Origin of the sequence: Acaryochloris thomasi RCC1774, from assembly GCF_003231495.1 — a bacterium.
In the GTDB taxonomy this organism is placed as follows: Bacteria; Cyanobacteriota; Cyanobacteriia; order Thermosynechococcales; family Thermosynechococcaceae; genus RCC1774.
The window spans coordinates 1-21,217 of record NZ_PQWO01000034.1 but is presented as its reverse complement, the minus strand read 5'-3'; the positions used below and the strand labels follow the sequence as shown (position 1 = coordinate 21,217).

Annotated in this window: 18 protein-coding genes and 1 pseudogene; 12 read left to right on the top strand and 7 right to left on the bottom strand. The window is 49.0% G+C overall.

The features are described 5' to 3' along the window. Positions 1–53: 53 nt before the first annotated feature. From C1752_RS29570 to C1752_RS29555, 9 genes are all read left to right on the top strand, one after another. On the top strand, positions 54–1,187 hold the full coding sequence (locus C1752_RS29570) for a response regulator (protein ID WP_110988925.1): 1,134 nt from the start codon (positions 54–56) through the stop codon (positions 1,185–1,187). Positions 1,188–1,260: 73 nt separating this feature from the next. Further along, positions 1,261–2,352, top strand: coding sequence for a chemotaxis protein CheW (locus C1752_RS25795; RefSeq protein ID WP_110988924.1), 1,092 nt, complete (start codon positions 1,261–1,263; stop codon positions 2,350–2,352). 61 nt (positions 2,353–2,413) lie between these two features. Then, the gene (locus C1752_RS25790; protein WP_110988923.1) at positions 2,414–3,772 is read left to right on the top strand and encodes a methyl-accepting chemotaxis protein; all 1,359 of its coding nucleotides are present in this window, start codon (positions 2,414–2,416) and stop codon (positions 3,770–3,772) included. 160 nt (positions 3,773–3,932) lie between these two features. Then, complete coding sequence (locus C1752_RS25785; RefSeq protein ID WP_110988922.1) at positions 3,933–6,341, top strand: hybrid sensor histidine kinase/response regulator; 2,409 nt, start codon at positions 3,933–3,935, stop codon at positions 6,339–6,341. A gap of 2 nt (positions 6,342–6,343) precedes the next feature. Further along, complete coding sequence (locus C1752_RS25780; RefSeq protein ID WP_110988921.1) at positions 6,344–6,760, top strand: response regulator; 417 nt, start codon at positions 6,344–6,346, stop codon at positions 6,758–6,760. Between the two features lie 103 nt (positions 6,761–6,863). Continuing rightward, positions 6,864–7,934, top strand: a complete 1,071-nt coding sequence (gene cheB / locus C1752_RS25775; protein ID WP_110988920.1) for a chemotaxis-specific protein-glutamate methyltransferase CheB — start codon at positions 6,864–6,866, stop codon at positions 7,932–7,934. Positions 7,935–8,235: 301 nt separating this feature from the next. Next, entirely contained in the window at positions 8,236–9,015 is a 780-nt protein-coding gene (locus C1752_RS29565) for a hypothetical protein (RefSeq protein WP_233501892.1), read from the top strand. 54 nt (positions 9,016–9,069) lie between these two features. Further along, positions 9,070–9,243 (top strand): hypothetical protein, encoded by a 174-nt coding sequence (locus C1752_RS29560; RefSeq protein WP_233501891.1) that lies wholly within the window; start codon positions 9,070–9,072, stop codon positions 9,241–9,243. Continuing rightward, positions 9,240–9,716 carry a hypothetical protein gene (locus C1752_RS29555; RefSeq protein ID WP_233501890.1) on the top strand — a complete coding sequence of 159 codons (477 nt, stop codon included), beginning with the start codon at positions 9,240–9,242 and terminating at the stop codon, positions 9,714–9,716. Before C1752_RS29560 ends, C1752_RS29555 begins: the two co-directional genes overlap by 4 nt. Before the next feature lie 472 nt (positions 9,717–10,188). Here C1752_RS29555 and C1752_RS25760 read toward each other — a convergent pair whose 3' ends face one another. The 6 genes from C1752_RS25760 to C1752_RS25740 all read right to left on the bottom strand — a co-directional run bounded on the left by C1752_RS25760 (position 10,189) and on the right by C1752_RS25740 (position 14,901). Continuing rightward, complete coding sequence (locus C1752_RS25760; protein WP_110988919.1) at positions 10,189–11,106, bottom strand: aminoglycoside phosphotransferase family protein; 918 nt, start codon at positions 11,104–11,106, stop codon at positions 10,189–10,191. 1,301 nt (positions 11,107–12,407) lie between these two features. After that, positions 12,408–12,614, bottom strand: coding sequence for a hypothetical protein (locus tag C1752_RS25755; protein ID WP_110988918.1), 207 nt, complete (start codon positions 12,612–12,614; stop codon positions 12,408–12,410). 6 nt (positions 12,615–12,620) lie between these two features. Then, a complete protein-coding gene (locus C1752_RS25750; RefSeq protein ID WP_146242444.1) occupies positions 12,621–13,451 on the bottom strand; it encodes a hypothetical protein in 831 nt (276 codons plus the stop codon). A 21-nt stretch (positions 13,452–13,472) separates the two neighbouring features. Further along, a complete protein-coding gene (locus tag C1752_RS25745; RefSeq protein WP_110988916.1) occupies positions 13,473–14,396 on the bottom strand; it encodes an alpha/beta fold hydrolase in 924 nt (307 codons plus the stop codon). Then, positions 14,387–14,545 carry a hypothetical protein gene (locus C1752_RS28720; RefSeq protein ID WP_158535223.1) on the bottom strand — a complete coding sequence of 53 codons (159 nt, stop codon included), beginning with the start codon at positions 14,543–14,545 and terminating at the stop codon, positions 14,387–14,389. Before C1752_RS28720 ends, C1752_RS25745 begins: the two co-directional genes overlap by 10 nt. After that, positions 14,542–14,901 (bottom strand): hypothetical protein, encoded by a 360-nt coding sequence (locus tag C1752_RS25740; RefSeq protein WP_110988915.1) that lies wholly within the window; start codon positions 14,899–14,901, stop codon positions 14,542–14,544. Before C1752_RS25740 ends, C1752_RS28720 begins: the two co-directional genes overlap by 4 nt. Before the next feature lie 357 nt (positions 14,902–15,258). Here C1752_RS25740 and C1752_RS25730 point away from each other — a divergent pair, with 357 nt between their 5' ends. Continuing rightward, positions 15,259–15,528, top strand: coding sequence for an HU family DNA-binding protein (locus C1752_RS25730; protein WP_110988913.1), 270 nt, complete (start codon positions 15,259–15,261; stop codon positions 15,526–15,528). A gap of 22 nt (positions 15,529–15,550) precedes the next feature. Here C1752_RS25730 and C1752_RS25725 read toward each other — a convergent pair whose 3' ends face one another. Next, positions 15,551–18,067 (bottom strand): EAL domain-containing protein, encoded by a 2,517-nt coding sequence (locus C1752_RS25725; protein ID WP_110988912.1) that lies wholly within the window; start codon positions 18,065–18,067, stop codon positions 15,551–15,553. A 429-nt stretch (positions 18,068–18,496) separates the two neighbouring features. Between C1752_RS25725 and C1752_RS25720 the strand changes: the two genes are divergently transcribed. Further along, positions 18,497–21,025, top strand: a complete 2,529-nt coding sequence (locus C1752_RS25720; RefSeq protein ID WP_110988911.1) for an EAL domain-containing protein — start codon at positions 18,497–18,499, stop codon at positions 21,023–21,025. 119 nt (positions 21,026–21,144) lie between these two features. After that, positions 21,145–21,217, top strand: a pseudogene (locus C1752_RS30615) (IS1 family transposase); the annotation flags it as partial.

Here is a 21,217-nt window from a genome sequence, read left to right as displayed (position 1 = left end):
ACTGTCTTTGTGAAGAATCAGACAAACTTATTATTTAAGTTGAGGTAGAGAAAATGCAACAATTTAAGTCAAAACAACTGCCGTATTTTATTAATAGCTTTAGAAGTCATAAATTTAGCGGTGTCATTGCAGTCCAGGCTAAAGTTCCACAACAGACGCAGCTCAGAAAACGGGTAATCGCTTTCCATCAGGGATGGATGACTTATGCTGGGGTAGATCTGATCACGGCTCAAGACCTTGCGATTTTATTGGGTCATCAGCTCAAGCTTAAGGTAATGGATTCTGCGATTAAGTTGGCGAATAAAAAGTCAAAGAATCACAGCTCAATTCAAGAATACTTTGAACTACTGGTTCGCCTTGAATTATTTAAGTGGGAAGATATTCAAGCATTCATGCAAACAAGAATCTTAGCGGTTCTTGAGCAGCTCATTCCCTACCAAGGAACGATTAACCAAAACGTTGAGAGATCGTTTGACCTCCACTGCAGCGAGTCCCAGCAAGGATTTTGCTGGGACTCGCTGCTGTCAGTCTACACCCAGCGTCAGCAGCAGTGGTCTGCGTTGGCCCCTATCATTCCGTCCCTTGAGTCCGTCCCTCAGCCTTTAAACATCAATCAAGCTGAGGCCTCTGTTGCGGAACATTTACGAAAGTGGGTGGACGGCCAAAACTCGCTGGTGGATATTGCGGTTGCAATGGAGAAAGATCCACTGAGATTAGCCCATGTCTATTACCAATGGGGTAAAAAGGGCTGGTTAACCTGTGACAGCCCAGAGGTGATAGCTCAAAAGGCATCTCAGTCTGCAGCATCACAGCAGTCCACTATCCTCAGCGTTGATGACAGTCCAGTGGTGCAAACCCTGATTAAGCGAGCTATTGGCGATCGCTATCAGGTGCTACTGGCCGACAACGCAGTGGATGCCCTCAACATCCTCAATCGCAGAGATGTGTCGCTGATCTTGTTGGATGTCACCATGCCCGACATTGACGGCCTAGAACTGTGCCGCACCATTCGCAGCCTTGGTAAGTTCCAGAGCTTGCCGATCGTAATGCTGACGGCCAAGGATGGCATGTTCGACAAACTTAAGGGACAGATGGCGGGTGCTACCCATTATCTCACCAAGCCCATCTCTCAGAAAAAATTGCTTGAGGTGCTCGATAAAAACGTATCAACCGCAGTGAAGGTCTGAAATTAGCGATCTCGTTTACTGTCATTCATTTTACGGCCCACGCCGATAACTTTTGCTGGAAAGGCTTAGACCCATGGATACAGACAATCAATCCTACTTAATATTTCGCCACAGTGATTCACTCTATGGCGTTGAAGCTTCTCGGGTACGAGAAATCTTCCATCTGCCTGAACTCCAGCCCATAGCTGATGCTCCAAAGGACATCATCGGTAGCCTCAACTGGCGCGGGAAGCTGCTCCCAGTGATGCACTTAGACTTGCGTCTTGGGCAGTCCATGCTGCCCTGCCAGCTCAGCGACAGCATCATTGTGATTGAGTGGCAGGGAATACAGGTGGGCCTCGTGGTTCATCAGGTATTGGATGTTCAGACGATCGCAGCTACAGATCATGAGGCTGCTCCAGATTACGGCAGACTGCAGCAGATAAATACTGCGTTTGTCGCCGGGGTTGCCAAGGTAGAGGCTGATCTGGTGGTTCTACTCAACCCTGAGACCTTGATTCGGCAGGCCGATGATGTTGCCATGATGATCTGGGAGGCTGAACTTTCTGAGTCAAATACCGAGACCGCTCCAGAGGCTCAGTGGCAGACCAGTGTTACTTCAGAACGGAGCGGTAGCAACTTTTACGAGCTGTACTGTCAAAACGTAACGCCAGCCGAGCGAGCAATCTTTCGGCAACGCGCGGATGCTCTGCGGCCACCCCTGGAAGAGGGTGAAAGCAATGATCAGGTTTCCTTGGCTGTGGTTGGTTTAGGTGAGAATTACTTCGCGCTGGAGTTAGACAGGGTGCGTGAGTTTATCAATGTGCAGCAGGTCACTCCCATCCCCTGCTGTCCTCCACACATTGTAGGCAACATGAATTTGCGTGGTGAAGTGATGACGCTGGTGGATCTCCGCACGGTGTTAACGCAGGCTCCTGCCGCAGCCCCGTCAGCAAAGGCCATTGTTGTAGAGGTTGACGACATCATTGCTGGTATTCCCGTGGATGCCGTTTTTGATGTGATGTCTCTCTCTCCAACTGACATTTCAGCTATCCCGCTAGCTAGCTCTGCAAGCCACCAGAGGCATTTTCAGGGCACGGCCCGTTACAACGACAAGACTTTGAGCATTCTTAATTTGTCCGCTCTTTTTTCCAACGCTCAACTAACGGTTGACCAAGCTGCTTAGCATCTGATCCTTCAAACCTTTTTCGTAACCTCAAACCCCAATTCCAAACAGGAGCAACGCAATGAAAATTACCAATCAACTACAATGGACCATCGTCGGGCTAGCAACCTTTGCAGTCGGCACAACGGGTTATTTGCTAGCTCAGGTACAGACAGGTGTACAGGATGGTAGTGTCGTCAACAAGTCCGGGATTGTCCGGGGTGCGACCCAACGACTGGTAAAGCTAGAAATAAATGGTAAACCGAACGACAAGCTCGTTGCCAAACTGGATACCTTAGTCGAGGGTTTGATTAATGGTAATTCAGAGCTAAAACTACCCAAAGCAACAGATGCGCAATATCTAGAAAAAATTACAGTCGTCAATGATGCTTGGCAAAAATTGAAGCAAACGGTTGTCGCTTATCGTCAAGATCCCAGTATCTTACCGAAGCTGATTGCTGACAGTGAAACCTACTTTGAGCTGACCAACGATGCCGTATTTGCAGCAGAAGAATTCTCTGCTGCCCAGGTCCGTGAAACTCAAATTGCTCAGGCCGCCATCTTGTTATTGAATCTTGGAGTTTTGGCGTTTATTTTCTGGACGATTCAGCGGGCTTCTAGCACACTGCAGACAGCGGCCAGTAGTGTAGCGGGTAGCTCTTCTCAAATCGCTGCCACCGTGGAAGAGCAAGGCCGAATTGTATCTGATCAGACGGCTTCTGTGAATGAAACGACAACGACAGTTGAAGAACTGGGTGCTTCTTCGATGCAGGCTGCGCAGCAGGCAGGTGCCTCTGCCGCAAGCGCCCAGCAGGCTCTCGATTTATCGGAAAGTGGCCGCCAAACGGTGCAAGAAACGCTAGACGGAATTGCCAACCTACGAGCCAAGGTGGGAGATATTGCTGAAAAGATCATGCAGTTGAGTGAACAAACCGACCAGATTTCTAATGTCTCGAAGCTGGTGGGAGATGTCGCAGATCAGACCAATATGCTGGCCCTAAACGCAGCTGTGGAAGCGGCCCGAGCAGGAGAGCAGGGTAAGGGTTTTGCAGTGGTTGCCGGTGAAATTCGGAAACTGGCGGACCAAAGCCGGGGTTCTGCAGACAAAATTGGTACCTTGGTGAGCACAATTCAAGGCTCCATTAACAGCACGGTTATGGTAACTGATGAAGGCAATAAAACCGCAGATGCCGGTATTAAGTTGACCGAAGATACTCTGTCGTTATTCCAAGAGATTGCCGCTGCAGTCAACGATGTGTCAATCGCCAGCCAACAAATTGCCCTCACCTCGAAGCAGCAAGCTGTAGGTGTACAGCAAGCAGTCTCAGCGATGAATGCCATCAACTTAGGTGCCAAAGAAACTGCAACTGTAGTCAGTCAAGTGAAGTCCTCCACCGAGGAGTTGACGGAGGTGGCGAAGAAACTACAGGTCACTGTCTAACCTTTTTTGACCGCCTTTGTTTAGAGTTTGCTTGAATAAGTTGGTGGAGGAGATCCCCCCTTTCCTTCTCAAGGGGGAATGATCTCTAATGTTAACCACTCACCACAGAACTGCTTAAACATCCTCTTCACTCCATTGCCCTCAGCACAAGATTAAAGCCATGTTCATCGAAGATGAAGAACTGCGCGCTCTTTACCGAGATGCCAGTCGGGAGCATTTAGACAAACTAGAAAACGGTGTGCTGCACCTCGAAAAGCACCCTGACGACGCGAGCCAACTGCAGGAGCTTCTGCGCGAGGCCCATTCTCTCAAGGGAGACTCGCGGATGTTAGGGGTGCAAGATGCCGAGACGCTGATGCACCAGATTGAAGAACTGCTGATTGCAGTGGAGAAAGGTGAGCAAACAGTTTCGGCGGAGTTTTTTGATCGCATTTATAAAGGTCTTGATGCCCTCAAAAAAGTCGCCCACGAAGCTGTTACAAACGAGCCTTCGGGGGTCAACACTCTTCACGTCTTAGCCCAATTGATGGGGGTCGATGATGTCCCTGAGTCATTCGTTGACGAGCCAGCAATTTCTGAGAATACGGGTGCTGACATCTTCGATTTTGATGAAGAGCAGGATCTGATACTCTCAGAACCTGACGAATCGGCATCCGAGCAACCCTTCGTCGCCGCCGGACTAGATCTCTCGATGCTTGATCCAGAGCTTGCGGCCGAATTGAGTGGTATTGCTCCTAAAAACTCTAATAGCCATACTCAGCCAGTCTCTAAAGCTGAATCACCAGAGCCGCCCTCACTGCCTACAGAACCTGAAAAGCCAGAAGAATCCTACCAGATCGATACGGTGCGGGTCGCGGCCCCCAAACTTGATCAACTCATGACCCAGGCCAGTGAGCTAGCAGTCACCAAACTGCGAATTGCTCGCCGGATGGATGACATGACTGAGATTCTTAACCTTTGGGAAGTTTGGTCTCGAGGAAATACAGAGCAGCGCACAGCTCTCGACACTTTGGCGCAACAAGTTGATCCCGATCTATTGGCACCGTTGCAGAAATCACATCAGCAACATGAGCACCATCTTGATCTACTTGGTGATTTACTACAACAGCTCCGCAGCACAGCTTCTGCCGATACCGCCCGGCTAGAGACAGTTTCAAACGAACTGGAATCCGGCATCCTGAAGCTGCGGATGCTGCCTCTTTCTAGTGTCTTTAACCTCTTTCCACGCCTCGTGCGGGATTTATCTAAGGAGCAGGGAAAAGAGATTGATTTTGTGATCGAGGGCGGCGACACGCTAGCGGACAAGCGAATTTTAGAAGAAATGAAGGCTCCGCTTACCCACCTGATTCGCAACGCCATTGATCACGGCATTGAATCCCTAGGCGATCGTCTCGCTGCCGACAAACCCTCCCAAGCGACCTTGAGATTGCGAGGGTATCAAATGGGCAGCAGCATCTGCATTGAGTTAGTAGATGATGGACGCGGCCTAGACCTGGGGAAAATTAAGCGCACCGCCATTCGTCGAGGCCTTCACAGTGAAGCTGAGCTAGAGCGGATGTCAATGGAGCAGATTCAGTCCTTGATTTTTGAGCCGGGATTTTCTACGCGTACCACTGTAACAGAGCTGTCCGGTCGAGGCGTTGGGTTAGATGTTGTGCGCGCCAATGTGGAGCGCCTCAAAGGCTCGATTCAGGTAACTTCTACGCCGGAGCAGGGCTGTACATTCCGGTTCATTCTTGGGACGAATTTGAATACCACCTATGCTCTAATTGTGACGGTGGCTCAGACCTCCTACGCAATTCCAGTGGAATCTGTGAACACCATGATCCGCATTCAACGTCAGGATATCTTTACCATTGATGGTAGCCCAACCATAACCTTTCAGGACTCTCCTCTTTCCCTTGCTTGGCTTTCTGATCTGCTAGAACTACCGACTGCCTCAGCGGGTAGTTCTAGCAGTGCAACTCATCTGCCCTGCGTCGTTCTTAAGGTCGGCTCAGAACAGTTAGGCCTATTGGTGGATGACCTACTAGAGCAACAAGATATTGTTCTTAAGCCGCAAAGCAAGCTCCTGAAGCGAATTCGCAATATCACTGGAGCCACGATTCTCGGCAATGGTGAGATTTGCATGGTCCTCAACCCTCAGGACTTGATTCGCTCGGTGGGAGGCAACGCCATCCTGCCTGCAGCACGAATGGAGATCACCAAGCCCAAGGTTCTGCTGGTGGAAGACTCGATACCAATTCGTACGCAAGTCTCTCGTATTCTTAAGGGCGCCGGGTACGATGTGACGGCTGCAGTGGACGGTCTTGATGGTTTCGAGAAATTGAGCCTCGACACCTTTGATGCCGTGGTTTCTGATATTGAGATGCCTAATCTGACTGGATTAGAGCTGACCAGCCGCATTCGTCAGCAAGACGAATATGAAGAGCTACCGATTGTCCTTGTTTCCACACTGGCGAAAGACGAAGATCGGCGGCGTGGAGCTGATGCTGGGGCTAGTGCCTACATCAGCAAAGGCGATTTTGACCAAACGTTACTTTTAGATACCCTCAGGAGATTAATTTAGTCATGGCTGATCCCATCAAAGTTGTCCTCATTGAAGACTCTGCTGTTGCCCTTGAAATTATGAAGCGCCTGCTTGATTCCGCCCCCGAGGTGGAGGTTGTTGGCACTGCTCAAGATGGTGAACAGGGGTTGGCCGTCATCGCTCAGACTCAGCCAGATGTAATCTGCACCGATTTGCAAATGCCGAAAATGGATGGTTTAGCGTTCACCAAAAAAGTCATGTCAGACTTCCCTCGCCCGATTTTAGTGGTTAGCAATGCCGTTCATCCCGGTAATGATGTCGATAACATCTTCAATTTAATGTCTGCGGGTGCCCTAGACTTCTTCCCGAAGCCTACCTCAGGAAGTGCGACGGACTACGAAAAGCTGAAGACTGCTCTGATCACGAAGATCAAAGTCTTAGCGGATAAAGCAAAGTAGCTGCTCGTTTTGCCGACAGGTGGTTCTCAATCTTTCGATTAGCAGGGGTTAGACCTAGGATCTGACTCCTGTTATTGTTTTTCGCTGCTCTTGAGTCCAGAAAATGAGTTCCTCGATCATTACCGTTTTCATTGTGGATAGCTGTGCGATTGCACAGCAAAGACTCACGGGTGCGCTGAGTGCGGCACCCGTGATTCAGGTCATTGGTACCGCGAATAATGGAACTGAAGCACTAGAGCACATTCCCCAATTGCAGCCAGATGTCGTTTGTACTAATCTGCAAATGCCACATATGGATGGCTTCGAGCTAATCCGCCAGCTCCTAGCGCTTTGCCCGCTACCGATTTTGGTCGTTAGTCCCACGGTTCAGCCCACCGAAACTGAAACCATTGCTCAGGTTCTGAAGGCAGGTGCCGTGGATGTTTTTCCTCAGCCCTTAACAGGACGCTGGAAAGCGGCCGATCAGCAGGCGCTGATTGACAGAATCAAGGTACTAGCTGGAGTCAAGGTGTTTACAAAGTCTCTACGTCAGCACTCGACAACTCATATCCTTCGCTCCAGTGTTACTCACCGGCCCAGCCCCAGACTCTGCGCTGACGCACCACAGATTTTAGCAATAGGGGCTTCAACAGGTGGACCGCAGGCCATTCATCAAATCCTGAGTCGCCTCCCTGCAGATTTCCCCCTACCGATTCTTTGTGCTCAACACATCTCTGCGGGATTTTTACCGGGGCTAATTAGTTGGCAAGCCTCAATGTGTCCTCTTCATGTCAAAGTTGCAGAGGCTGGAGAAGTTCCAGTACCAGGGACGGTTTATTTTGCACCGGATCACTATCACCTGACACTGGATGACCAAGGTCGCTGCCATTACTCTGCAGCACCTGCGGTGGATCGTCATTGCCCCTCGATCACGGTGATGTTTCAAGCCGTAGCTCAACACTATGGAGCAGGCGTCCTCGGTGTTTTGCTTACCGGCATGGGACAAGATGGAGCCGTGGGTTTACAGAAAATCGCACAATCTGGAGGCTCAACAATTGCTCAAGATGAGACCACTAGCATTGTTTTTGGAATGCCTAAGGTCGCGATTGAGCTAGGGGCAGCTCAAACAGTTCTGCCAGTCGAACAGATCGCATCATCTATTCTGCAGCAGCTCAGCTTGCCTCACTCAGTCTAGTTGAATAGGGCATGGCACTCTTGAGAGTCTTTGAACGTTCGCGTGAGAGAACTTGATACCTCGGTAGAGCCTCATTTTCTGGATATCTCTGAAGCTGAGGAGAAAGTTGTAGTAGAGCCACACAATAGGGATTGATCTCGGCGGTAAAACGTTGACGCTTGGAGATAAAGTTCGGCACCGTTCATTCCAGGGTTACAGATCTGGCCCACAGTTGAGTGAGATCAAAGCATTTTAAGATCCAGAGGGTGCCGATCAGGGATACTCGTTCAATGCCAACTTATTTCCCTGCAGATCGATAAATATGAGTTCATCTTCCTGTGTCGCCGCCACTCTTTCCCCAACTGAGCGCCAGGAGCTAGCCCTTCAGGTTCTGAGAAAGAGAGAACTCGTCACCAGCATTGCCAAACAACACCAAGTCAGTCGCAAGTTTCTCTACCAGCAAAGCAACAAGGCAAATGATGCTCTGACAGAGGCTTATTTCAAGCACGATGACAATAATGATGACGTTCTTTTCCATCTTTCGGTTACCAAAGCTTGGATATTCCAACTTATTCTTGCCTTGGTAATGATCTGCCACAACTCCTTTCGCGGTGTCGTTGAATTGTTTCGCGATCTATTCGACTTTCACATCAGTGTTGGCACGATCCACAACCGGCTTGAAACTGCCTCTGAGTCAGCGGCAATAATCAATCAATCCCAAGACCTATCTAACGTTGGTGTGGGATTACACGATGAGATTTTTCATGGCTCAAAGCCAGTGCTCGTTGGTATTGATGCTGTCTCAACCTATTGCTACCTCCTCGAAGCAGCCGACCATCGGGATGCAGACACTTGGGGCTATCACCTGCTCAATGCTGCAGAGCAAGGACTCGACCCAGAGTACACGATTGCTGGTGCCGGCACTGGCTTGCAGGCTGGTCAAAAGGAAGCCTTTGGAGACAAGCTTTGTCATGGTGATGTGTTCCACATCCAGCGTCAGTGCCATACCCTGGCCAATAGTTTGACACGCAAAGCAATGGGGGCAAAGACTCGACGGCAAGAGCTAGAGGCGAAGATGGCAGAGGCGAAACAACAGGGATAATGGAACCACCTCTCAGTGCCGTTGGGAAAAGCGAGAACCCAGGAGACACAAGCCGTGCAACTGGCCAGAGACGTCAAGACTCTTATTGAGTGGCTCAACCACGATGTTTTGCAACTGGCTGGCCCCTCCTATGCTGAGCGTATAGAACTGTACGATTTCATCGTGGCTGAACTTCAGCAGCGCGAACATCTGGGAGGCAAGCAGATTCGAGTCTTGCGCAAACCTTGAACAATCAACGCGATGATCTGTTGGCCTTTGCAAAGGTGTTAGATGACAAGCTTGCTAACATTGCTCAGCAATTTGATACACCTCTATTTCTCCTCCGGCAGATGGTCCGATTTTTCCGCAAACAGCCCACCTCGGAAGCATGCTGGAGGAGTTGGGGTGATCTACACGAGAAGCTGAGCTGGAAGTTCTTTCAGCTCCATCTCCATCAAGCGATCCAGAATGCAATGAAACAGACGCCTAGAGCCAGTTCTTTAGTGGAGAATCTCAATTCTAGACTGCGGAACTATTTCAGCCTGCGCAAGCATCTTGGAACGTCCTATCTGGGCCTTCTCCAATTCTTCATCAATCACCGGAGATTCATGAGTAGTGACTCTGAGCAAAGACGGGGAAAAAGCCCAGGGGAAATGATGACAGGTGAGAAACATCTACACTGGCTAGAAATGCTGGGCTTCAAGCGATTCCAAAGAGCTTAGAAAAAGTGAAACAGGCTGGGTTGGTCATTTCTAGAGATGGCCTGATTTGTCGTGTAAGTGTTACCCGTTTTGGGCCAGTTTTGAACAAAGCCAAGTCAAAGCGTACAGCCTGTAGCTGCACGGCAGAGAATGGCGCTAGCCCCTGGAAGATAGAGAAGGATATACTAACAATGCTGCCTACTATTAGCAACAGCTTTGCAGATATCTGTTGACGAAAACTCATAGGCTTTTTTACGTTCCCCTATTTTTTCTGATCTGAAAATATCATTTCCACCACCCCTGACATAAGGGGCTGTATTCTAACCGAAAAGAAACTACAGATCCCTGAGCTATCTGCATATAGAATTCTCTTGTGAGGTAGCGGTTGCTGTATTCATATTCTGCAGGACAGCAAGTGGAGCCTTGATACCATCATTGAGGAATCCCTGTGGCGGCAAGAGGCAGAGGCTATATGCGATCAGAGTATCGCAGCCTACCGTAACGTTAAGCTATCTTCAGCAACACGCTGCAAGGTAGCCGCTCCAATACTGGCATGGCTTGAATTAGCAGTCAGTCCTGACTCCACAAACCCCACACCAATTAGAATGGCCCATCCTTGGGCGCGCTGTAGGGTTGCATCCGAAAGACTGCCATAGCTTTTGATCACCTGCTGGCGATGATTTTTCTCAGCAAAGAGCATCCAGATAGAAGCCAAGTCAGTCGCAATATCCCCTGAGGTAATGTGACCCCAATCAATGATGCCTGAGATCGCACCATCATTAACGACGACATTGAGAGGGTGAAGATCACCATGGAGCCATCGTGCTTCGCCGTCCATCGGTGCCTCGACAGCTCTGTGCCAGATATTTTTGATCTGCCGGGTGATTAGGTTTGTTTGCTCATCTACCCACAGGAATCGTTTTCCAAATACAGCTGATCGTTGCTTTAAAGGAACGCCACGCACCGGATTCTGAGGAGCATTGGCAGGTGCCGGAACATGCAGCGCTTTCAGGAACGAGGTGAAGCGCTGAACCTCGCTTGTACGCATGTCTACTTGTTCCGCCGTTGTCCCCGTTAGCCACGGGAGTATGCTCCAACGCCAAGGATAGCGTTGTGTCGGTTCACCCACCCGAACAACAGTGGGGACATCAATAGGCAGCCGATCTGCAAGCTGTGGCAGCCAGATTTGCTCATTTTCAATCAGGGGACCTGCCGTTGTGCGGCGGGGAAGCCTGAGGAGCAACTGATCTCCTAAACGAAACATCGTGTTATGCCAGCCTGTACCAAGGTGACAAATCTGCAGGTGGGCAAGATCGGGGTGCTGCCCTTCTAGCAAGCTGTGGACGAGCGCCAGATCTATCTGAAACGTAGAGGACGATGTTCGGACAGGATCCTGCCGATGTCGTCCCATCCTCAGCCAAGACTTTACCCGTCTCGAGGCTGCCTTTCGATAGCATTTTAGGTGCAGTACATTCACATCTATATCTCCAGATAGTTGTTATCTGGAACAAAGTCCCAATAACTAAGCAATGATTAATCGACTTACTTTTAACCAGTACTTAACATTAGTAGAAAAAGTCTCTTCGTGCATAACTAGACCCAAATACTCCTTGTAAATATCGACAATTTCATCCAATCTCAGTGAGATTCCAGCTATATAAAATCAAAATATAAATTCATTTCAAGCACTCAGTCATGACACAGAAACACACGCAGGAAGGGGAGCAAGAAGATTTTTATTTAGTTTTCAGTGGAGTTATAGAAGAAAATAAAATATGCAAAGCTTTTCTCGCATACTTCTTAATTGATTGGATGCAGATATTTATTCTGATTAGGATCTAAATAATTTTTATCGAAAAATATTTCATTAACCCACAGTTATTTAACTCAAATTTAATGATTATTATTTATGTCTAAAGGAAAGAGACATTCATGCAGGTGAATCTTAGATGAGAAAGTTCTCACGCAGAGAGAAATACTCATATTTCTGCCAAGAAAATGCGTAAAACAATGCCTCCCTGGCCCAAGCCACACGGGCAGGACGAGAGGCTTACCGCAATTGAGTTATCAAGAGTTCAATAGAAAACTAACGAGACAGCTCAATGCCCTGGTTGGCTGACAAAAGTTGATCTTGTCTCGAAAAAGTGGACAGTTAACTTGGAGAGCAATGGGTTGCTCTAGATTTAGTCAGCAGACTGAGCAAGGCAAACTTTCTCAAGGATCCTTTGAATAACTCGTCTCTACTAACTCCACCTGGTACCTGCAATAGACAATCAGTATCATCACCCAATTCAATACAAATCAGAGCTGAAAGGCTGGTAATCTCTCGGAGGGCAATACTCACATGCTTCAGCCATCATTAATGCATCGACATATAGATTGCACTAATGCACATACTCCAGGTACAGAAGCATAGCGCTACCTCACAAACAGAGACTTGCCCTGCCTGCAACTCTGACCACTTAACTATTCAGAATTCCTACGCCAATGGCTACTGGTTAACCTGTGATAACTGTGGGCTAGATGATTGGGCCAGCACCCTAGATTCTGACCACTGAGCTTCTGAACAATCAAATCAGCAATAGCATTCCCTCAGATACTGTCATCCTTCCAGCCGCACTCAGCATTTGGACAATCCCAATGCAGCACAGGCAGATTCCTAAGACAAACATATCGCCACACAGACAATAACGCCCGGTAACGATCGGATGGCTAACGTCGTACTGCGGTAGGTAGCTTGCGGCCACCGACAGCAATTCCCCAGCCCTCAAACGCCCAGGCTTTAGGTGCCCACAGTCCGTCTTTCGCTACTTCCGAGATCGCAACATAGTCAGCTTCTGTAGAGTCGGGGTCATAGCCCAGATAGAGGCTACGGGCATGATAGATGCAAGTGTGGCACTGACTGATGCGGTGGAACATTTGGGTTCACCATGCGTGTTGTTCCCAATCTTGCCATTGGGCCTTCACTTCCTTTAACAACCAACCTCCCAGGGTTACTGAGCATTCGTGGGAGGCATAGATAATCCAATCAAAGCCATCAGAGACCCAATAGCCTTCATAGTTGCTGTACACAGGGTCAAATAGAGAGACGTCCTGTTCGTATTCAATTCCATATTCGCGCAGCTCCAAAATTCGGGTAATCTCGCGAGAGGCCAATAAATCAATCAGACTAAAGGAGGTACAAAATTCCTCGAAGGCATCTGCGTCAAATGCTGCGATACCGGGCAACCGACGATTGCTTAATGGATACCAATACGGACCAACGACTCGCCAACGGTCACGCAGTTGATGCCAAATATTGCTGGATTCGGCTGGGGACAGCACCCGCTGGTAAGGTAGCGGCTCAATAGATTTCAGGTGGGATTCTGAAAGTTCTTCAACGTAATTGCAAAATGCTTCCCGCTCGTGTGAAATCGCATCGTCTGAACACACACCAAAATCGAGTAGAGAAACTTCAGGCTCTGTAGTTTGCCCCATATTTGGACGTAGCCGAGGTTCTTGTGCAACTCTGCCTATCTGCGAGATGCAATCTCTCGTCTGTTCTAGATCATTGAGTTCATCCGGGTTCAGTTGCTCTATTGCGATACAGATTACTCTAAGCACGTTGGAGCGGGCATAGCCATCTAGCAACACCTGCTGGTAATTGCTGGGACGAGGCTTTGTTTGGCTCAACTTGTTCGAGTACTGATCCCAGTAGCTCGACTGCCTTTGGCAATAATGTCGAGCGGCGGTATGGAGGGCTTGGGAAAGTCGCATGATGATCAATCAAGAAACGGGTCATGTGGCAAACGAAAGTAGATGCTTGGCGACCGTGTGGGGCTGCTCAATATGGGGAGCATGACCAGCTTGAGAGACCCAAACCAATTGACTTTCAGGTATCGCCTGTCTAAAACGAAGGGCATCGCCTGTGCCAAGGACATCATCAGATACGCCCCACAGTAAAAGGGTCGGCTGGCTCACTTCGCCTATGCGAGAAGAAAGGTCAGCATACCCACCACTCTGACAAAAGGTCGTGATCGCATTCTTCCACCCTGGCATCTGTTGATGAAGTTGAGCACATCGTAGTCCCTCAACGACAAGTGACGGCATCGACAGGGCTAGGGCAGCAGTAAGAGTCATTTGCTTGCGAAGGTGTAACCAGTCAGCCCCCACTTCCAATATTGCCGAAGGACAGGATGCTCCCAGTGGAAAATGACCAGAGAAACCCACACTGTCAAGGAGCACTAGCGCCTTTACAAATTCTGGATGATGTAGCGCAAAGTCAAGGGCCACAGCGCCACCAAGGGAGGCTCCTATTAGCATGACAGGCTGACCAATCCAGCGGCGGATTATGGTGAATAGGTGTTGCCGAATGTGAACAGGATGAACGGTGAGTCGAGGATTGTAAGCCGTAAAGCCACAACCATACCAATCGACTGCCCAGCACTGCTGTTGACCTGCCAGGAGCGGCAGCAGATACCGATACTCCAGCAGGGAGCTGTCGAATCCCGGCAGGCAAAGCATGGGGCTTAAGCGTTGAGGGCTTGGAATCGAGGCTGGCTCGGTGCAAGCAAAGGCTGTTGGAATGTTGACTTTCCCAAGGTCTGTGCAGATTTCGATGGGTTGACGCCGGATCTGCTGGAGCAGGGTTTGGGCTGCGCTATCTTGAATCTCTGAAGCAGAGGCAGGAAGGAAATTACAGTCAGCTTGGTTCACGTCCATGTAAACCAATGCCGACCTGCTTTGCGATCGCTCCACCAAGCCAGACCGAAGGCACAGACAAAGAAAATGATGCAAACTCCAGCGAGGAAAGGTCTCCAGCTATCGGGTTCAGAGCTATATTGATCCACATGGATCGTCAAAAACTTCATGCTGCTTGAAACGAAAGGGCAATTAGCTCTCGGTGTAAGTGAGTATTGATCAGTTCCTCAATCTTTTCGCTTATCCCAAAACACGGCTCGGCTAAGGCAGCATCAACATCAAACAAATCCCCCAGCTCTACTGCTGCCTCACAGCAGTACTCCCGAGTCTCGAACAATAGCGAGGACAAGGGAGATCGCAACTCCCAGGAGAACAACTGATAACCCTGGCCCTCCTCGCGCCAGACCACGGCAAGACTCCCGACACACTGGGCTGGCAGTGCAATCTTCCGTCCAAATTGCTGCACATAAAGCTGCTGAGACAGTTGGAACTCATGACTCGCCAGCGGAACTGATTGCTTGAGCATTTCCAGGCTTGAGTGCGGCTTGAATTTCTGCAGCTTATCCGAGCGTCTCGAATCTGCTCTAGGCAGTCGTCTTCTCGTGGACGTTCGGGGAGAAGAGCACTTTGCTACGGGTTTTGTTGGGGCAACAGAGGCAGGCTCAGAACGCCGCTCGATGATTCGCTGTTCACGATTATGTTTGAGCTTTGGTCTGATCTCTAAAATGTTGGTCACGATTCCCCCCGTATATTTCAGATGGCGACAGCATATCAGCCATTTATGAAAATTCGGGGTGATAAAAATACTTTTGTTAGCTTCGACTGGCAGACCCGCTCTTAAACGCTAGGATGCCGCCAGATATCAGCATTATGAGGATTTCCCATGAACAAAGCAGAATTAGTAGACGAGATCGAAGATAAATCCAACGTCACCAAAAAGCAGGCTGAAGATATCCTGACATCCACCACCATCGTAGAGATTCTGGACGGTAGCGATAAAGTAACACTGATGAAGTTTAGAAGTTTTGCACCCAGCGATCTCGCTGCCAGAGAGGAGCGTAATTCTCAGACGGGGAAGAAGCTGAAAATTGTAGAGACGATAGTGCCAGGGTTCATTGCTGTGAAAGCGTTTAAAGAACAAGCAAAAAGCTGAAATTCGCAATTTGACCTATTCCCTAGCTGAGAAGCGTGTCCTGAGACAACAAAGCTGGCATCGCATCAGGAGCAACTGGCTTAGAGAACAAATACCCTTGACCATATCTACAATCAATCGCCCGTAGAAATTGAGCTTGCGATTCTGTCTCGATTCCTTCAGCGATGACCTCCATGTGCAAATTATGGGCCAACGTAACTATCGCCTGAGTGATTTCCTGACCGCTGCTTTGATCAAGCTGAGCTACAAATGAGCGATCAACCTTCAAAGTATCTAAGGGCAACTGGCTCAGGTAACTCAATGAAGAATAGCCAGTGCCAAAATCATCTAACCCGAGTCGGACACCTAAAGTCTGGAGTTGAGCAAATTTATCAGCCAGTCGTATAGCATCTTTCATGATGACACTTTCAGTAATTTCCAGCTTCAGGCTGTTGTTTCTTAAGTTTGTTTCTCGTAAAGTTTGCTGAACTTGTTCAATAAAATTAGGTTGGTGGAATTGCTGGTTAGAGACGTTGACATGGATGTTGAGAGTCTTGTGAGAGAACTGCGCCTGCAAAAGATGCATCTGGTGGCAAGCCTCTCGCAGCACCCACCAACTGATTGCCGTCATGAGTCCGGTTTCCTCAGCAAACGGAATAAACTCTGACGGTGACACCACCCCTCTGCTGGGATGATGCCAGCGCAGGAGGGCTTCAAAGCCGACAATGCGATGGGTTAACAGAGAGACGATGGGTTGATATACCAATTGAAACTCACGATGTTCAATGGCCTGTTTTAGATCACTTTCTAGCTGCAGGGAATGGAGCGCCTGTACCCGCATCCTATCGCTAAAAAACTCGTAGCGATTTTTACCCAATGCTTTCGCCCGATACATGGCAATATCAGCATCCCGGAGCAATTCATCTGAACGTTGATACTCAGTCGTGTTGACTACGATCCCGATACTGGCCCCCGTAAAGACATCCTGCTCATGAATGCGAACTTTACGACTCAGGGCCTGCAGCATTCTGTCTGCGATTTGAATGGCGGTGTCATCATTTTCTATAGCGTCTAGAAGAATCGCAAACTCATCTCCGCCTAAACGGGCGATAGTGTCGCCAGCTCTCAGACAATGCTGGAGACGGTGAGCGGTCTCAATCAACAGTTGATCACCAGCCAAATGTCCCAAGCTATCATTGACGACTTTGAAGCGGTCTAAGTCCAGAAATAAGACAGCAAAGCGATAGTCTCGAAGTCGCTTGAACTTCTGCAAGGTCTGTCCGAGACGGTCCAAAAACAATGCTCGATTCGGCAGGCCCGTCATTGGATCATGAAAAGCGTCGTGAATGAGCTGCTCTCTAGATAGATAGTAGTCATTGACATCAGTTTGAGAACCAGCGATGCGGTAGGGGTGTCTTTGGGCGTCCCAGAGTGCTAAACCGCGACAGCGCATCCAGCGATAGCTGCCATCTTGATGGCAAATGCGGTAGTCACAGGCAAACTGCACCGTCTGACCACTGAGGTGAGCCGATAGGGCTTGTTGGACCTGCTCCTGGTCGTCAGGATGGATGATCTCGAACCAGCTCTCTGGATTGGTCCCCATTGCCTGCTCTTCGTACCCGAGCATCGTTTTCCAACGGCTGGAGAAGTAAATAGTATTCGTCTGCAAATCCCAGTCCCACAGACCGTCGTTCGCCCCCCTAGCTGCTGCTTCATAGCGCTCATTACTGACCTGCAACTGTTGCTCTGCCTGTTTGCGCCCCGTAATATCTGTCAAATAGCTCCGAATGAGCTGGCTTTGTAGAATGCAGTGAATGGTTTGCTCATAGACGCGCTCTCCCACTTGCACTTCTCGGATGGCGTAGCGTTTGCGGCCCTGGAGCAGAGTATCAAGAAGTCCAGTAAGCAAAGGGTGGTCATTATTAGCTTCCAACAGCCCTGGGAAATGGAGAGCTGTAGCCGAATTGACATAGGTAATCTCGCTCTGAAGATTGACCTCGATAATGGGGTTGGGATTGAGTTCAGGGAAAGAGGCGAGACGGGCAATGGCTGTTTCAGTGGGATATTCAGACTCTGTTGCGATCTGATGCCGGACCTGAACCGAGCCACTGGCGGTTTCCTTGGCCATGAGCGCCTGCTTGGGCAGCAAGTCAGAATTCAAAACAGGGACCGTCAAGCTGGAAAGGTCTTCACCGTCCTGTAATCTGGGGTCTTGGAGGCTAGTCGATACATAGTACGTAATTTGCACCTGATCACCAAACGAAATCACGTCTTGGTCTTGGAGATCGTGGCAGAAGCATCGATTTCCGTTCACCCACATACCATTTCGACTTGGTTTGTGATTTAAGTCACCATCAATAATCCGAAACGAGTGCTCTCTTGTTTTGGCATTGCAGATCCGCAGCAACAGGGCATGATGTCGAGAAACCGTTTTTGAGTCTATGACAATCGCATTAGCCTGATGTCGCCCAATAGTGTACGTGGCGCTATCTAAGGAAATTATCTCTCTAGGCCGCTGAATTTGTTCAAGGGCCAATAAATGATACCGAGGGTTTTGCATTGAGAATGTGTCAGTGCCTAAAACCAGTTCTCAGCTTTATCCTGAACAATCAACTTTGCCAACCGTAAGAACAGGCAAATTTCAGAAAAGTAGAGCTTTCGAAGTTAGCGTACCCAAGCATACTGTTGGTTTTGACATCCATCTTCTGCCTTGCGGTGATAAAAGCCTTTCTCAGGAAAGTTCTAGATAAATCGGTTCAATGTAAGTCAACCGTATTATTACGGTTATTTTTTCCTAAGTTAAAAGTCATAATTAGCCATCGCACTGAACATTTAAGATAAATTTCATTTTGCAAACAAAAATTCTTAATTTAAAGCAAAGTGAAGGTTTGAAACTGAATCGGAAATCTTGCTAGTCGCCTGGGCAGTCTAAGCGTGGGAGCAGCAACAATATTTAATTCTTTCTTTATTTTCATATTGGTACTAACAGATGAACGCTGTAAACTCAGGCTCAGATCCGTTGAATTCCGCTCCTTTCCCTGAAGCTGCGTTTGACCACCGTGATCAAGAGAATCACTGCTCTCTTCAACTGCAGGCCCAAGCTGAACGAGAACGATTGCTCGCTACGATGGCGTTGCGAATTCGCCGCTCTCTTAATCCCTCTGAGATTTTGCAGGCGACCGTCTTAGAAGTGCGACAACTGCTCGAAGCGGAGCGAGTCATCATTCATCGCTTTGAGTCAGACTGGAGCGGTGTTGTGATTACAGAGTCGGTAACAGATTACTTAGCTCCAATACTCGGACACAAAATCGAAGACCACTGCTTTGCGGAAGATTGGGCAGGGGAATACCTCAACGGTCGAGTGCAAGCCACTGCAGATATTTATGCCGGAGAGCTATCTCCCTGTCACGTTGCTCTGCTGGAGTCCCTTAATATTCGAGCTAATCTAGTGGTGCCCATTATTCAAGAGGCTCAGGATACCCTTTCCGTAAACGGCTGGCGCTCCCAAAGCTCAGGAGTAGGCACACCCACCAGACGCCTATGGGGTCTGCTCTCCGTTCAACAGTCCTCTGCCCCTCGACAATGGCAATCAGCAGAGATTGATATTGTTGAAAAGCTGGCGGTGCAGGTGGCCATTGCTCTGCAGCAGGCTGAACTCTACACTACTGCCCAAGCTGAATTAATTAAACGGCAGCGGGCTGAGGCTAAGATGCAACAGCTCAATACACAACTAGAGCAACTCAATGCCCAACTAGAGCAACGGGTCCGCCACCGAACCACTCAGCTAGAAATAGCAAATCAAGAACTCAAGCATGAAATTGAAGAACGGCAGCAACTGGAAAAGGAGCTTTTCCAAGAAAAGGAACTGGCTCAAATTACGCTGGAGTCCATCGGTGATGCGGTGGTAACGACGGATGATTTAGGTCGGGTCCAATACCTCAATCCGGTGGCAGAAAGGCTCCTGGGACAGTCCATTGAAGCTGTTGAGGGAAAAGCGTTTACCGATATCTTTCAGATTGTCCATCAGGTGACTCGTGAACCAGTGGTCAATCCGGTGGAACAAGTCCTACGAGAGAACCAGGTGGTCTATTTGGCTGAGCACACACTACTGATTGCCCGTGATGGGACCGAGTACGGGATTGATGACTCTGCTGCCCCTATCCGCAATCGTCAAGGTCAGCTTGTTGGCGCAGTCGTGGTCTTTCATGATGTGACCGAAGCTCGACAGATGGCTCAGGAGCTATCGTGGCAGGCCAGCCACGATCCGTTAACTGGATTAGTAAACAGACGTGCCTTTGAGAAACAAGCAGCTGCGGCCATCGCTGCAGTTGAGAAAGAACAGCATCATGCTCTGTGTTACTTAGATTTAGACCAGTTCAAGGTGGTTAATGATACCTGTGGTCATGTGGCTGGTGATCAGCTCCTCAGACAGATCACTACCGTTATGCAACAGCGGATTCGCTCCTCCGATACCCTAGCTCGTCTAGGCGGGGATGAATTTGGATTACTGCTCGAAGGGTGCTCATTAGAACAGGCTGAGACCCTGGCGGAGGCGCTCAGAGCCATGATTCAAGCCTTTCAGTTTGCCTGGGAAGATAAAACCTTTTCGGTCGGCGTCAGTATCGGAGTAGTGGGAATTGATAGCAACAGCCGCGACTTAGCTTCGGTTCTGAGTGCGGCTGATGCTGCTTGCTATGTTGCCAAGTCCAACGGTCGCAACTGTGTTCATGTTTGCCGCACCCATGATCTAAAGTTGGAGCTACAGCGCGGGGAAAGGCAGTGGGTGGCACGACTTCATCAAGCATTAGAAGAAAGCCGATTTTGCCTGTATCGCCAGGAGATTTTAGCGCTCGATGAATACGCTCACTCGGGACACTGTGAAATATTACTTCGGCTCTTCGATACTCAAGGCAATGTCATTCTGCCGATGGCCTTTTTGCCTGCAGCGGAACGATACAACCTGATGCCTGCGATTGATCGATGGGTGGTTCAACACTTTTGTGCTCAGTACCATCAAGTGGCTCGGGTAGACCAGGCATTGGGAGGGAAGGTGCTCTACAACATCAATTTATCTGGCGCGAGTATCAATCAAGGTGACTTTCTGGGCTTCCTCAAAACTCAGCTTGAGCAATATCAAGTCCCACCTCAGCAGATTTGCTTTGAGATTACAGAAACAACAGCCATCTCTAACCTGCATCAAGCAGCAAACTTCATAGCGACTCTAAAGCAGTTGGGTTGTCAGTTCGCCCTCGATGATTTCGGCAGCGGTATGAGTTCTCTGGCCTATCTAAAGAACTTGCCGGTGGACTACTTAAAAATTGATGGTAGCTTCGTGAAGCAGTTGGTTAATAACAAGGCAGATTCTGCCATTGTGGAGTGCTTTAACCACCTGAGCCATGAGCTAGGCATTCAGACGATCGCCGAATGTGTTGAGGATGAACAAACCCTTGAAAAGTTAAGAATGATGGGGGTTGACTTTGCACAAGGATATTGTATTGATAAACCTCAGCGTCTGTAATGGTACGCCCTCAAGACGTAAAGTACGAAAGCAGTAGTGACCTCGACGATTTTTGAGAGACTTTTTGGGTAGTCCGCCAGATGTAAGGATAGAGGTAGCTCAATCGTTCATGCTCAACAATGTCACCCCTAATCTGTCCTAGCTGCGGGTCTCAAAAGGTCGTCAAAAACGGTCGCATCCATAACGGCAAGC